The organism is Pseudoalteromonas peptidolytica (assembly GCF_012641745.1).
GTDB lineage: Bacteria > Pseudomonadota > Gammaproteobacteria > Enterobacterales > Alteromonadaceae > Pseudoalteromonas > Pseudoalteromonas peptidolytica.
Genome location: NZ_WEHZ01000036.1, coordinates 13,085 through 27,578 on the forward strand (window position 1 = coordinate 13,085; position 14,494 = coordinate 27,578).

The following is a 14,494-nucleotide window of genomic DNA, read 5'->3' on the forward strand; positions in this document are numbered from 1 at the left end:
TTCCCATACCAAGAGTGTCCGAAAATAGAACACTTTAAGTTGCTTAGCCTGTCCATAAATGAACACTTTTCGTGGACGCCACTTGAGCGAATGCGGTACGCTAAAAGAAAAACAAAGCACTCAGGATATGAAGCAGGAAGGCACCGTATTAATCGTTGATGACAACACCGATATTCTCATTGCAGCAAAACTGTTGCTGAAAAAGCACTATCAGCAAGTCCTCACAACAGATAATCCGTTTGATATTGAAGCGCAAATCAACACGCAACAAATAGACGTGATCTTACTTGATATGAACTTTAGTCAAGACGCAATCAGTGGCAAAGAAGGGTTTTACTGGTTACAGAAAATCGTTGCACAAGACCCAAGCATTGTAGTGCTGCTAATGACTGCCTACGGCGATATACAACTTGCCGTTGATGCCATTAAAGCCGGTGCCGCTGATTTTATCGCTAAACCATGGCAAAACGATCAGCTTCTTGGTGCTGTTGCGGCTGCCTTCGCGCACGCCAAAGATAAACAACAAGTAGGTAAATTAACTCGCCAGACCCAAGGGCTGAACCAAGCGCTCAATCAATCTGGAGGTCATCAATTTTCCTTTTTAGGTCAAAGTCCGGCGATGCAAACGGTGTTTCGCACTATTGAGCGCGCTGCGCAAACTGACGCTAATATTTTGATAACCGGTGAAAGTGGTACTGGCAAAGAGCTCGCCGCACATGCAATTCATCAGGCGAGTATGCGTCATCACAATGCCTTTATCAGTCTTGATATGGGCGCAGTCTCCGAGAGTTTGTTCGAAAGTGAGCTATTTGGACATAAAAAAGGCGCATTTACCGATGCCAAAAGTGATAAGGTTGGCCGTTTCGAGTTGGCACATCAAGGCAGTTTATTTTTAGATGAGCTGGGTAATCTTCCCCTAGCCCAACAAGCGACATTGTTGGCAGCGTTACAAAATCGACAAGTGACACCTGTGGGAGGAAGTAAAGCCATTTCTGTAGATATACGGCTTATCTGTGCCACCAATGACAATCTTCAACAAGCCGTTGACGAAGGTCGATTTAGACAAGATTTATTATATCGGATCAACACCATAGAGATCCGCCTCCCACCCCTGCGTGAGCGCGCTGAGGATATTCCGCTGTTGGTGGATTATTACTTAGCCCACTTTTGCCAAAAATATAAAAGACAACTTGAGGTAAACCCGATGGATATGCAAAGCCTACAAGCATATCCATGGCCGGGTAACGTAAGAGAGTTGGCACATGCGATAGAGCGTGCGGTGATCTTAAGTGAAAGTGAATACTTGGACATCAGCACAGTTATCAATACCGCAGCGCGCCCGTCGCCTTCAACCGACTCCAAAGGGAGAGACAATACCCAGATAACTGACACCTTCAATCTAGAGGAAATCGAACAGCGCACGGTACGGGCAGCGTTAAAGCACTATCAAGGTAACGTATCAAGTGCAGCAAAAGCGCTTGGGTTAACGCGTGGTGCCATGTATCGACGATTAGATAAGTATAACTTGTAGGTTGCACGATATGGTTCGCTTAACCCAGCACCCAACTGTCATTTTCATGCTCACTATTTTTGCACTATTGCTGAGCAGCGGTGCTTCTTTTTATTTGTATATACAAGCAGGATTCTCAGCAACATGGCTCCTCATTACCCTAATTGCTGGTGCCTTTGTGCTGTCTTTGTATTATCAATTTAATAAGCAAAACAAGCAGATGCGCTTTGTGCTTAAGGCTCTTGCTAACGGTGATAGTTCCCTAGGTTTGAGTCAACATCATCCAATGCGAACACTCTTGGAAGAAATAAAAGATAGGCTCCAAAGCGCGCGGTTGAGCGCCGAGCAACAAGCTCACTTTTTACAAACCTTGCTAGTGCATATCGACTTAGCGGTTTTGGTGTTCGACAGCGAGGGGAAGATGATTGAATCAAACCCAGCGGTAACTCGGCTACTCGGTAAACCCATTAATCACAGCGAAGATTTAGAAGATATCGCCCCACTGGTTAATGAGTGCGATAACAGTTTGAAAACGATAGCAAATTGGCAATATGGCGAGCAACAAGATAACTTGTCTATACAAATAACGTCAGCACAGATCCAAGGGCAAATTCGTAAAATTGTCACCTTACAATCCATTCGCGATGCTTTACAAAACAAAGAGCAGCAAGCCTATAAGCGCCTCACCAAAGTGCTTACGCATGAGGTGGCTAACTCTATTACACCTCTGTCATCCATTGCACAAACCTGTGAGGGACTCTTGCCCGACACACTGAGTTTTGACGATGAAGAAGATAAACAAGATTTAGCGTTAGCGTTACAAACACTGGCAAAGCGCACTGAATATTTAGGTGCTTTTATCGCTCGTTTTAAAACGGTGAGTAATTTACCAAGTCCAGCGCTGCAACCTGCCCAGCTTGCGCCGCTGGTAGAGGGTATCTATCAGTTACATCAACAAAGCTGTCATCAAGCGAACATAGACTTACAGCTTGATGTTAGCCACTCCCAACTGGTGATGTTAGACACGGCCCAGATTGAGCAAGTACTTATTAACTTAACCAAAAATGCCATTGAAGCGGTGCAGCAACGCAATGACGAAGATCAGCGAAACACCCGCCAAGTGGTGTTGAAAACTGGAGCCAATAACGCAGGCCAGCACTATATAGAAATAAGCGACAATGGCCCTGGCATTGCCGAACATGTAGTCGACATGATTTTCGTGCCGTTTTTTACCACTAAACAACAAGGCTCGGGGATTGGCTTAAGCCTCTCGAGACAAATTATGATTAATCATGGCGGCGACTTAATTTACCTTCAGCGCGAACAAGGCGCATGCTTCAGATGCGTATTTGGTTAACTGACTTGAGCTTTGCTTAAGGACTTATCTTTAGTTCAAGGCAAATAAGACCACAGGCTAGGTCTAGCCTTGAAGATTTGTGAACTTATAAAAAGTCGGTAAACTAGAAGTATCTAATTTAGGGAAAAGTTCGTGCACACCGTATATAAACCTATTCTTACTATTACTGGAGTTGGCTGGACTGCCGTCATCATATTTTTAACCGCAATCGACTTGCTGCACGATTGGGTTGAGGTAGAAAGTGAGCGGCTGAATAACCCTATCTGGTGGGCCCTGCAGGAGTGGGGACTTTGGTATATTTACACGCCTATACTCTTCTTATGGCTAAATAAACTCAGCCAACAGAATAAAGTATGTTGGCGTGATTACCTTGTTTGCTGCTCGGCTTTATTCGTGCTGAGCATGTCTATACAAGCTGGATTCGACTATCTCGTTTATCGCGATGATATTCCCTACACCTTGTATTATTTTGCACCATTATACCCGTTGGTGATCTACGTCTGCTTTATGGTTTGGAACAAGTTTATCCGTATTGAAAGCAACGAAGAAAACAATAGCACCGCGATAAATCAACGTTTACTTGTGGATTTAGGCGGCGATAAGTCATTTGTACAGATCAAAGATATAGTGCACATAGTGGCTGCTAAAAACTATGTTGAAATTCATACCGAGTCGCACCAATACCTCAAGCGAGCAACCTTATCTCAGTTTGAAGCCATGCTGCCAACCGATATGTTTATGCGCACCCACCGCTCTTATTTAGTTAATCTGGCCTATGTTGAACGTATCATCACCAAAGCATCTGGCAATGCCATCATCAAGTTATCAACGGGCGCGCAAATTAGCTTGAGTAAAGGTTACAAGAAAGCACTAAAGTCACGCTTCGATACACTTTCTCAGGCCGCATAACACCAGCGAGCGATGTGAACCCGCTTACGGTTTCCCGTCGATCCGTCCCATAAAACCACCTTACGTACCTAATAATTTGTTTTATCTGCTTTTTTATTTTTAATAGCGCAATGGAGAGTTTTTTATTCAAAGAGGAACAATGACACGATTTCATCCCTCCACGGCGGCCTATTTCGCTGTAATGAGCGTCATAAGTAGCAGCGTTTACGCCAATATGGATAACGCTAAACCGAGTGTTTATGCCAATATGGATAACGCTAAACCGAGTGTTTATGCTGGAAGTTCACTACAACAGTTTGCAGCACAAGATGCACTTGCAGCCATTGAGCGCTTACCATCATTCACACTCATTGAACAAAGTGGTGAGCGCGGCCTCGGAGGCAGCTCTGCCAATATTTTATTAAATGGCATGGAGATCCGCGTAAAGTCTGGATCGGTATCGGAGTATTTAAAACAACTTCCCGTTGACCAAATCGTTGCGCTAGAAGTATACCTAAGTCACCACCCATTTCCTTCACTTAAGCAATACAATCAAGTTGTTAACATCATTCGTGATGAAAAAACCAATGCCTATAATTGGCAACTAGGTAGTGCAATAAATGCCAGCGCCTCCACTGGTATAATAGCAATGGCGGGGTTTGTATTACCTAAAGGGCAATGGACACACAGCGGTCATATTCAAGTTCAAGATGAGCCGTATAAAAGCACTAGCCAAGGTCAGCTGTTCGCGCCTGATAACACACTCGAAGAAAAGAGCGAAGAAACATTTAAAGAGCAAAGTGAGCGAATAACGCTCTCACTTACCAGCCACAAAACCATTCAGGATGGTGCCCTAACGCTCAATGTTCAGGCTGTAAAAGACAACTTGCAATCGCAATACGAATGGCTGTACCGCACACCAACTTCATCCAGTAATGTTGAATCTGCGTTTTCGCAAGAGCGCGATAAAACAGACACTAGCGAAATGTCTATCGATAGGCAGTGGCAAGGTCAGCGCTGGAGCACACAGCTTACAGGCTACTACTCAAAACAAAAGAATGAGTTGCACATGCTTGATGGTCTCTCTGCGCAACTTTCAATACCGAGCTTCACACAGTATAAGCGTACTGACGAGCGAGTAATTCGCCTGATGGTAAACGACGCTGTCTCGGAGTACGGCCTTGAGGCCAGTATCAATCGCGTAAATGCCAACACACTATTGCCCGAGGAGCAGTTACACAGCACGATAAAAGAGCTAAGTTTTGAGCCCTTTGCTGCTTTTACTTGGTCGCTTTCACCGAAATGGCGGTTATACAGCAAACTAGCAGCCGAGCAGGCTACACTTTCGACCAATAGTAGTAAGAGTGAAGATATTCAGCATCTCATCGCCAAGCCGTTGGTGCGATTAAATTATGACGCAACAAAACACATTCAGCTTACGACCACCTTAAAACATGAAGTGGAACAGCTCGATTTTTCACTTTTTTTACCAGAGCTCAACGCGGGATTTGGCCGCTTACAGTTTGGCAACCTTGAAATAAAGCCAATGCAGTACACTGAACTTGCGCTGCAAATTGATATTGAAGAAGGTGAAAGATGGCATTTTAACGTTAAACCTTTTTATCAGTGGCAAAAAGATGTGCATGAATATCAGCAAGATAATCGAGGTGAAAGCATAGTTGCAAATGCTGGGGATGCCGCACTTTGGGGGCTAGATGGTGCGGTTAATCTAGACTTATCAAGCTGGATCAACAACTGTCAGCTCAATCTTGATTATAGTTATCGAGACGCATCATACCGTGACGCGCTCACAGGAAAACGTACGATTAACGGGACTGTTCCACATTGGGCTAGCGTGCAGCTTCGACAACGCTTTAATCGCTTTTCTTGGAGCGCTGAGATTTCCAGCGGGGATAGTTATCGGGAATATTACCCCGATGAGCAGTTTATTGAATCAGGCTCATTGCAATTGACTATACAAGCGCAGCTTCAAGTAAGCCAACGCGTTAAGCTCAATCTAGAAGCTTCGCCACTCACGTCTAGATACGAATATCGACGCTTATATTACAACGCCTCACGGACGGGCAGCGTAAGTGCCATGGAAACGATTCGTGAACGTGTACCACCAGAGTTTGCGCTCACGCTAAGCGGAAGTTGGTAGGCCGATACTAATCGTGCCTATTGGCCCCACTTTTATTGCCTCACTGTTATTTTGTTTTGGCCGTGTTGGCATCATGGTGTTATTACATGAAACGATTTATTTTAGTTTACAACTAGATCACCACTTTCACCTTTTTTGGTTTGAACTTATCTATGAATATCAAAAGGATGCTTGGATTCTGGTGTTCTTTATTGCTGTTATAACTGGTTATCAATTTAGTATTTCTCATATATCTGGCGAAGCACACCCAATAACACAACGAAGCGATGAAGATGAAATACCATTAATGTCTCTCAAGTAGTGAGTATTACGCCACTCGCCAGCGGTGACAGCGAAATCACATTGCAAAGTGGGAAAGTCTTAACGCTTTCGCGAACCTATAAAGCCCAATTTAAGCAACAGCTACGTCTTGAATAAGTGAACAATACGCAATCATCACGCTACTAAAGTTGATTGCGTCAATATTATTGCTCAATGCTAAATACTGTAACGCTAAAGTTCATTTTGTATCCATTTCACCGCTCTACACTACACAGCCGCAGCAAGTAAGGTGTCTATTTTTGCATTTGCACCGAACTTATATACAATCTTATGTGGTTCAGGCTCTCTACATGGACTGCATAATAAAAGGATAATAAAAAGGCGCTATGAAAAACCTTATCACTCCACTACTCGTTGGGATTTTACTGCTAAATGGCTGTAGTCAAATACAACACCCTCAGCAGCATGAATCAAGGCCAGATAACGCTGCAAAAGCAAGCGTTGAAAAGCCAAAAAATGTTGTGAAAAAGGAAGTAAAGGCCACAGATAACACACCATATGATCCGCTCAAAACGGATGATTTATGGCTTCGAATTAAACACCAGCTCAGCTTTGCTGATTCCAACGACAAACGCGTAACGCAGCGAATTGACTGGTATCTCAAGCACCCAAACTATATGGATACCATCAGCGAACGTGCAGCGCCTTTATTGTATTATTTAGTTGAAGAGGTGGAAAAACGCGGTCTGCCCATAGAGCTTGCCTTGATGCCATTAATCGAGAGCGATTTTAACACCCAAGCCTACTCCCATAAACATGCCTCGGGGTTGTGGCAACTCACCCCCCTGATTGCCAAGCATTATGGTGCCAAGATCAATGCTTGGTATGATGGTCGCCAAGATATTGTCGATTCGACCCGGGTTGCATTGGACTTTTTGCAGTACCTACACAAGCGTTTTGATGGTGATTGGTATCATGCTATTGCCGCTTATAATACCGGTGAAGGCCGAGTGCTCGCAGCCATTGAACGTAATAAAAAAGCAGGTAAACCAACTGACTTTTTTCATTTGAAGCTCCCGCGCCAAACCAGACACTACGTACCCAAATTACTTGCAGCCTCACAGTTGCTAAAGCATGACTTGATGAAGTTTCCTAAGATCCCCAACCGTTCGTTAATCAGCGTTATCAAACTTGAGCAGCAGGCGGTTTTATCAGACCTCAAAGGCTGGAAAGAAGTAGAGATACTAAACCCAGGATATGCGCGTTTTCCTGCATTGCTTGCAGGCCCTGAGCATATAGTCATCCCAACAGCACGGGTGTCGGAGTGGCAAAACATGCTCGCCAGTTTACCAAAAGTGCCAGCTGATACTTGGCAGCAGTACACCATTCGTCGTGGTGACTCCCTCAGTAGCATCGCAAAACGCTACTCAGTCACGGTGGCTGAGTTAAAGGTTTTCAATCAATTAAAAAGCGACCGGATCCGTGCTGGCAAAACGCTGATTTTACCTATCTTAGCTGACAAACAGCTGGACTATCGTGTTAAACGCGGTGATAGTTTATGGCGCATTGCAAAACAATTTAATGTGAGCGTTGCCAAGCTCAAGCATTGGAACCAGCTGTCATCCGACACGCTGAATATTGGCGATACTTTACAAGTATTCCTATCACCATAATCCCAGATACGCATAGGATGAACATGTCAGAACATAATAATAATGTACCTTCTGAGCACAACAGCGACACGACCACGAGTGCGCTATTAACACCACAGCCTCACAAGAACAGGCAAACGCATGGGCGGTTCAAGCTATCTCGCTCAAAGATGAACACCATTTTAGCGCTTTGCGCGATGTTTATTTCTGCGGCCTCTTTTTATGCCACGTACTTGCAAGCCAAAGCGGCACAAGAGCAGGTTTCAGCTGCTGAAAAACAACTAAAAACGGAAACTTGGCCTTGGTTGCAATTTAGCTACAGTAATTTTGATTTAGACTCGACACAAGCCACTATTCGAGTCGACATTCGTAACTCAGGCACCGGCCCCGCAGTGATCCATCACATCAAATACGAATTGGATGGTGAAACCTATTATGATGTCACCGAGTTAATGGATGCCTGTTGCAATCTACATGCTTATCAAGCGGCATTAAGAGACGCACAAGATGAAGAGTCTAACATCAACTATCTAAAAAAGTTTGGCTGGTATGTCTCTAGCGAGCCACAAAAAATTCTACTTGCCGATGGTGATAGTTTTAATATCTTCACCATGCCAAAGAGTAATTTTAATCGTGGATTATGGGATAAAATTGATGATCATAAATCTGTTTTCAAAGCACAGGCCTGTTACTGCTCTATACTTAAAGAATGCTATATCACCAACGAGAAAGCGGTGATCACTGAGGTACCCAGTTGTTCGACCATACCGACAAGTTCTATCAACAAGTAATACGTCACCTACTGCAATTTGAAGGTGAGGTATTTCACCTTTATTTAGACGTAAATGGTAATCCAACCATAGGCGTTGGTTTTCATATGCAAACTATTGAGCAATTTTGTCAGCTGCCGATGCAGGACAGACGCGCTAAGCGTGCTGCAACCTTGCAACAAAAGCACGATGAGTACCGCCGGATTAAAAGCAAACCCACAGGCTACAAAGCTTCTTGGTATGCACAATATACTGAACTGACACTGCCTCCGAGCGCCTCAAAACAGCTACTGCTCAAACACATTCAAGGCTTTGAGGACGCTCTGGCACATTTTCTTGAGCAACAAGCTGTTGGCTGTATTCCTTATCACAAGCTCCCAACACCCGCGAAGCATGCACTTCTTGATATGGCTTATAACCTAGGAACAAACAAACTGTTTTTAGCGTTTCCTAAGTTGATTAATGCCATCAGTACACAAGACTGGAAACAGGCAAGCCAAGAGTGTAGCCGCCTCCATATTAGCCCTGCTCGAAATGAAGCAACTAAACGCTTGTTCCTTAACTGTCGTAAATACAACCGTTATCAGCTGGGATGGTTTAGCACCTTGCTTGAAAAGTTTAAACGCTGGTTATATTAACCTTTAGCTGAGAAAAAAGGACGCGATAGGGTCGTAAATCAAACCCTGCGTATTACGGTGAGAGTGGTAGAGGTGAAATTTTTTTACCGTCAGCGAAAAGGGCGCTATTGGCTTTGCCACAGTCGGCTCTGGCTTACAATTTCTAAATAGCGTGATATGGGGTGAGAACGGATGCGGGTTATGATATAGGTCGCACTTTTCTCCAAAAGCGCGTAGCGGGTTGGCTAAATCTAGCAATGCTTGTGGCTTTTGCTCCGGCTTTAAATAAAAAATACCATTGTGCTGCCAGTAACCATGTTCGCTAAATGACAGCATAAATTTAGGCACCGTTAGGGTGCTGGCAAAATCACACAGTTCGGCCACTTTTGACTCTTCCACCATAGCCAGAAATGCCAGTGTAAGATGCCAATTATTCGGTTGTGTATTGGCTTTGCTGGCACTCACGCTATCGACTAGCCACTGGCCGATATGTGCGCGAGCGTCGTCATCCATGCCAATACCAAAAAATAATCGCTTTTGCATCTCACACCTTTACCTTAAGGTTTAACTAACCGTTTCCCTACTAAAGTTAGCATAATCCCAGCAGAGAAACACAATAAGCCAATAAATTGCAGCCAGGCATTTTCTGCTCGCTCACTAAATGTAGGCCCTTGAAAACGATAATGCCTTCTACCATCGGTTACCGATTCGGTATAAGCACTTCCTCTGTAATCTGATAAAAATACTGTTTTTTTGTCTAAGCGCTTTGCCATGGCAAGCTGAACTTGCTCAAAAAACTCACGGTCACCATTCTTACTTTGAGGAACGAGATATGCGTGCCATTTGTTGTATAACTCAACGGGCTCGCCAGCTTGCAATACTCCCTGAGATTGATATTCAAACAGTTTTTCACTAAAAAAAGTCTGTTTGTAGCCACTCCAAAATAGCCCTACACCGAGAGACACTAACAACACTGCTAGCATTGCAAGTTGCTTATATTGCTTTTGTTTTGATTGTTGATGTTGCTTATACCAATACTCTATATCTGGTATTTGGCTTAGTTCTTCCCGCTCTCCTTGTGCTGATAAGGTTTGCATACATTCATCTAAAGATAAATTAAGCGCTGTCAGTAACTTTCTAAATACCTCATTAGAAGGTACAGACTTGTCGTTTTCTAGTTTCGATAAATAGCTTTGCTCAACGCACATTTGCTCTGCTAGCTGTGGTTGGCTCAAGCCTCTTTGTGTACGGATCTGTTTAATAAAGTGTCCTAGTGTCATCACGGTCATCCTCGTTTATTATTGTTGCGACCCGGCACATTCTTGGCAATTCCTTGATAAATACCAAGTTGAATATTCAGGAATAAGTATGAATATCATAACATTACGTAAATTTCACGATTGCTTGTGCGTTTATCTACAAGGTTGCGGTTAATATAATGCTTTTTGATGCAGCCGCGCGCGAAACTCGCTAGGTGTGCACGCCTTTAGTGCTTGAAAACGGCGATTAAAGTTAGAGATGTTATTAAAGCCACACTGATCCGAAATAACGCTGATGGGAGAAGCTGAACTAATCAAAAGCTTACATGCTTTGGCGATCCGAAGCTGATTAATAAATTCTGTGACAGTGCGCTCCGTACGCTTTTTAAAAAAACGATGGAAATGGTTGGTGCTCATGTGCACTTGCTGAGCAAGGTCATTCGCACTCAATTTGTCTGTATAATGCTCATAAATATAGGCAATTACTCTATCGAACTTATCCTTGGCAGGATCATGGCGAGGGTCAAAACGAAAACCACTACTAGCCAAATGTTGATAGTTTGATGTTGTCATCAAGGTGAGCATTTCAAGTAGTAATACGAAGCGCATTAGCGGCTCAGCATTTGCTATTTGCTCAAACCAGATTTTGGCTTGTTTTGCGACCTCCACAGGAAATTTAACGCCACGTCGTGCAGCATTTAATAACTCAGATAAGCCATGTAGTTCTGGATGCTGCGCCACTAGAGATTCTAACCAAGGCGCGGGAATTTGCGCGACGTGAACAACATGAGCGGAGTGATCAAGATTAGGTTTTGACTGCCACGTGTGCGGTAAATCAGGGCCTAAGATAACCAAATCTAAATCTTCGTAAGGCGCAATGTGATCGCCCACATGACATACACCGACACTGTTGAGCGTCAAACAGATCTCATATTCTGGATGATAGTGCCAATTAAAAGGAATTTCCGGCAATTGATACAGGCAATAACGCCATGAACACCCGGGAGATGGCAGCACTTTCTCGTACATCGCTCGCATAGCAACTTCCTTTTACTGTGGGCTAATAAAACTCAACACCTGCTAGCTTTAATAAACCTATTAAAAATCTGCATGTTATAAGTTTTTATAACCACCGTTCATTACACCTAGTTGCATATCATGCAAATTCAATCACTAAACAATATTAATCTATCGAAATATAGCGATAACCCAAAGTGCAGTGAAGTATTTTTGTCAAATACCCCCTATTTAAGCGTGAAAAGTATCATTAGTAGATAGAAAGATACCGCTCAAAAAACATCCAAGACGATACCCTAGTTTCTGCCAACAACAAATAGGAACAATGGGCAGAACAATGAAAACAACTAAGTTGAAGCAATTTAAATTGAACAAGCTTGCCACCATAGTGACAGCAAGTACCCTATCGCCTTTTTTACTCACTTTATCACCACTCACACTCGCTGCGGAAAAAAGCGCCACAGACAATGTTGAAGTAATTGAAGTTCGAGGTATACGCCGCTCACTTGAAGCCTCTATGAATACCAAACGCTTTGCCGATGGCATTGTCGATGCCATCACTTCGGAGGATATTGGTAAGTTCCCGGACAAAAACATTGGTGATGCACTTCAGCGTATTTCAGGGGTCACAGTTGAGCGTCAATATGGCGAAGTCAGTGGCGTTACTATCCGTGGTACTGCCCCTGAACAATCACGTATTTTATTAAATGGTCAGTCCGTTGCCAGTACCGATTGGTATGACTTGGGGCCATCTACCCGAACATTTAACATGGAACTGTTATCAGCAGAGCAAGTAGCCGCAGTGAATGTCTACAAAACACCGGAAGCAAACATTGAAGAAGGTGCTTTAGGCGGTACAGTAAACCTTGTCACGCGCAAACCGCTAGACTTAGCGGCCCACACCTATATGGTATCAGCCGAGGCTGGTCGCTCCACTTTGTATGATGAAAATGATTTAAGTGGCTCGTTTTTGGGTAGCTGGAAAAGCGACGATGAAAAATTTGGTGTCTTAGCCGCATACTCATTAGAGCGGTTAACCTCTGGCCGCCATGTCATAGAATCCATCGGCTCTTATGGCGAACAATTTAAAGCCAATCCAGATACCAATCAAGTATCACATATCTCGGCATGGGCAATTGGCTCCCAAGCATTTAGAGCCGAACGGGAGCGTACCAGCGCACAGCTCACCGCACAATTTGCACCAAGTGAGAACACCGAGTTCACAGTAGACTACTTTAACTTTGAATTCGACAACCCACATGTTAACCATAATTTCCTTACTGTTACCGGTCGTGGGGCAGGAACGACGGATGTCACTACCAATGATGCAGGCGGCGCTCAACGCGCAAGGGTATTACCTGCTTACGCATCAATCATCTATAACCCTACGATACGTAACGCCGTCAACATGGAAGTTGATGTCTTAAACTTCAGTGGTAAATATGTCGGTGATACCTTTGAGGTTAGTGGCGTGATTGGTCGCTCTACTTCGGATGGTGGAACGCGGTTTGGCTCCTCAAGTTGGTGGATCCCTGCAACCGATGAAGGAGACAAAATTGGCGATCCTGCTTTCCCTAATGGTCAAAATAGTACCGATGGTGGCTTTACTTATGATGCCACAGGCCCTTATCAAATTTGGTTTGATTCGCTAGATCCGACCGATGCCTCCCAACTCAAGTTTGCTCATGAATCAAACTTCCAAACGACGGTTCAAGAGCATGAAGTAAGTTATGCACAAGCAGATATTAAATGGATGCTAGAACATGATTATTTCAAGAACATCAAAACGGGTGCGAAAGTAAACAAAAACGAATTTTCACGTATCGCGCTGCAACGAAACCCTGCTGATGTTATCGGCTTTGTGCCTGATGGTCATAGTTTAGCCAATTGGAGTGATGGTATTTTTACTAATCTTCATTCACAAACAGGTGGCCACATTCTGAACTCATATGCCAAGCTTGACGAAGACAAATGGTGGGATTTTATCACTGGTAAATATGAGGCGGGTGAACTGATCGAGCAGCAAGATCTTGGTAAGACTTACCATGTTGAAGAAGATGTGCTCGCCATCTATGTGCAAAGTGACTTCAGCGGTGAAAACTTCCGCGGTAATATCGGCTTGCGTTACATAAACACCGAACAGCAGTCCACCGGTTATGTCGATAATACAACCTTTGATGAAACGGTAGACTATGATAACTGGCTACCCAGCATCAACTTCGCCTATGACTTCAGCGACGACATTATTATCCGTGCGGCGGCCTCTAGTGTGATGTCTCGGGTCAATTATAACGACTTAAAACCGGGTCTGGCGATTGATGCGAACTTTAGTTCAGCCAAAGGTGGTAACCCCAATCTTAAACCATACGAAGCCGATCAAGCGGATATTGGTGTTGAATATTACTTTACCTCAGCTTCGCTATTTTCAGCAGCCGTTTTTGTGAAAAAGATTGACAACGTTGTCTTTTCTACAGAAGCCGTTGAATATGTAGACGGATGCGGAACCGACCCTTCTAAATATGATCAATGCCGAGTCACGCGCCCGCGTAGTAACGGAGACGGTGATGTAACTGGAATAGAACTGCAACTTCAACATAGCTTTGATAATGGCTTTGGCTTTATTACTAACTACACCTACGTGGATAGTGAAACCACTACACCAGATAATACAAAAGAAATGGTGCCGGGTGTCTCTGAAAACTCATTCAATGGCTCACTCTTTTTCGAAAACGAGCAGTTTAGTGCACGTATCGCTTATAACTGGCGCAGTGAATGGATTGGTTTAGGTGCGGCGCAAGCTGTGCGCAACGACAGCTACCAGCAATGGGATGCGTCTTTGGTATGGCACGCACTGGATAACTTAGATGTGAGCTTGGAGGGGGTAAACCTGACCAATGAAGTTATCCAGTCTTACGATACTAAGTATAACTTAACCCAAAATACCATTGAATTTGGTACTCGTTATTATCTTGGCGTTAGCTATAAGTTCTAACCTTGGAGCC

At 43.9% G+C, this 14,494-nt stretch carries 13 protein-coding genes; 10 read left to right on the plus strand and 3 right to left on the minus strand.

Features of this window, described 5'->3' with window-relative positions; genetic code table 11:
• The first annotated feature begins 127 nt into the window (after positions 1-127).
• From F9Y84_RS18735 to F9Y84_RS18770, 9 genes are all read left to right on the plus strand, one after another.
• Complete coding sequence (locus F9Y84_RS18735; RefSeq protein ID WP_147389312.1) at positions 128-1,531, plus strand: sigma-54-dependent transcriptional regulator; 1,404 nt, start codon at positions 128-130, stop codon at positions 1,529-1,531.
• A 10-nt stretch (positions 1,532-1,541) separates the two neighbouring features.
• Positions 1,542-2,867, plus strand: coding sequence for a sensor histidine kinase (locus F9Y84_RS18740; RefSeq protein ID WP_147389303.1), 1,326 nt, complete (start codon positions 1,542-1,544; stop codon positions 2,865-2,867).
• A 132-nt stretch (positions 2,868-2,999) separates the two neighbouring features.
• Positions 3,000-3,776 carry a LytR/AlgR family response regulator transcription factor gene (locus tag F9Y84_RS22585; protein ID WP_147389302.1) on the plus strand — a complete coding sequence of 259 codons (777 nt, stop codon included), beginning with the start codon at positions 3,000-3,002 and terminating at the stop codon, positions 3,774-3,776.
• A 139-nt stretch (positions 3,777-3,915) separates the two neighbouring features.
• Entirely contained in the window at positions 3,916-5,916 is a 2,001-nt protein-coding gene (locus tag F9Y84_RS18750; protein WP_147389301.1) for a TonB-dependent receptor plug domain-containing protein, read from the plus strand.
• A 13-nt stretch (positions 5,917-5,929) separates the two neighbouring features.
• Positions 5,930-6,217, plus strand: a complete 288-nt coding sequence (locus F9Y84_RS18755; RefSeq protein ID WP_225740647.1) for a hypothetical protein — start codon at positions 5,930-5,932, stop codon at positions 6,215-6,217.
• Positions 6,217-6,333, plus strand: coding sequence for a LytTR family DNA-binding domain-containing protein (locus tag F9Y84_RS22590; protein ID WP_345719117.1), 117 nt, complete (start codon positions 6,217-6,219; stop codon positions 6,331-6,333). The genes F9Y84_RS18755 and F9Y84_RS22590 overlap by 1 nt, the downstream gene beginning before the upstream one ends.
• Positions 6,334-6,563: 230 nt before the next feature.
• Positions 6,564-7,850: a LysM peptidoglycan-binding domain-containing protein gene (locus F9Y84_RS18760; RefSeq protein WP_147389300.1), complete on the plus strand. Its 1,287-nt coding sequence runs from the start codon at positions 6,564-6,566 to the stop codon at positions 7,848-7,850.
• A 23-nt stretch (positions 7,851-7,873) separates the two neighbouring features.
• Positions 7,874-8,620 carry a hypothetical protein gene (locus F9Y84_RS18765; protein WP_147389299.1) on the plus strand — a complete coding sequence of 249 codons (747 nt, stop codon included), beginning with the start codon at positions 7,874-7,876 and terminating at the stop codon, positions 8,618-8,620.
• Positions 8,584-9,237: a lysozyme family protein gene (locus F9Y84_RS18770; RefSeq protein ID WP_192503242.1), complete on the plus strand. Its 654-nt coding sequence runs from the start codon at positions 8,584-8,586 to the stop codon at positions 9,235-9,237. Before F9Y84_RS18765 ends, F9Y84_RS18770 begins: the two co-directional genes overlap by 37 nt.
• 3 nt (positions 9,238-9,240) lie before the next feature.
• Here F9Y84_RS18770 and thpR read toward each other — a convergent pair whose 3' ends face one another.
• The 3 genes from thpR to F9Y84_RS18785 form a co-directional block, all read right to left on the minus strand.
• On the minus strand, positions 9,241-9,759 hold the full coding sequence (gene thpR, locus F9Y84_RS18775) for an RNA 2',3'-cyclic phosphodiesterase (protein ID WP_128730463.1): 519 nt from the start codon (positions 9,757-9,759) through the stop codon (positions 9,241-9,243).
• 14 nt (positions 9,760-9,773) lie between these two features.
• The gene (locus tag F9Y84_RS18780; RefSeq protein ID WP_147389298.1) at positions 9,774-10,496 is read right to left on the minus strand and encodes a helix-turn-helix domain-containing protein; all 723 of its coding nucleotides are present in this window, start codon (positions 10,494-10,496) and stop codon (positions 9,774-9,776) included.
• Positions 10,497-10,646: 150 nt separating this feature from the next.
• Positions 10,647-11,513, minus strand: coding sequence for a helix-turn-helix domain-containing protein (locus tag F9Y84_RS18785; RefSeq protein WP_147389297.1), 867 nt, complete (start codon positions 11,511-11,513; stop codon positions 10,647-10,649).
• A gap of 316 nt (positions 11,514-11,829) precedes the next feature.
• Here F9Y84_RS18785 and F9Y84_RS18790 point away from each other — a divergent pair, with 316 nt between their 5' ends.
• Positions 11,830-14,484: a TonB-dependent receptor gene (locus F9Y84_RS18790; RefSeq protein ID WP_147389296.1), complete on the plus strand. Its 2,655-nt coding sequence runs from the start codon at positions 11,830-11,832 to the stop codon at positions 14,482-14,484.
• Positions 14,485-14,494: the final 10 nt, after the last annotated feature.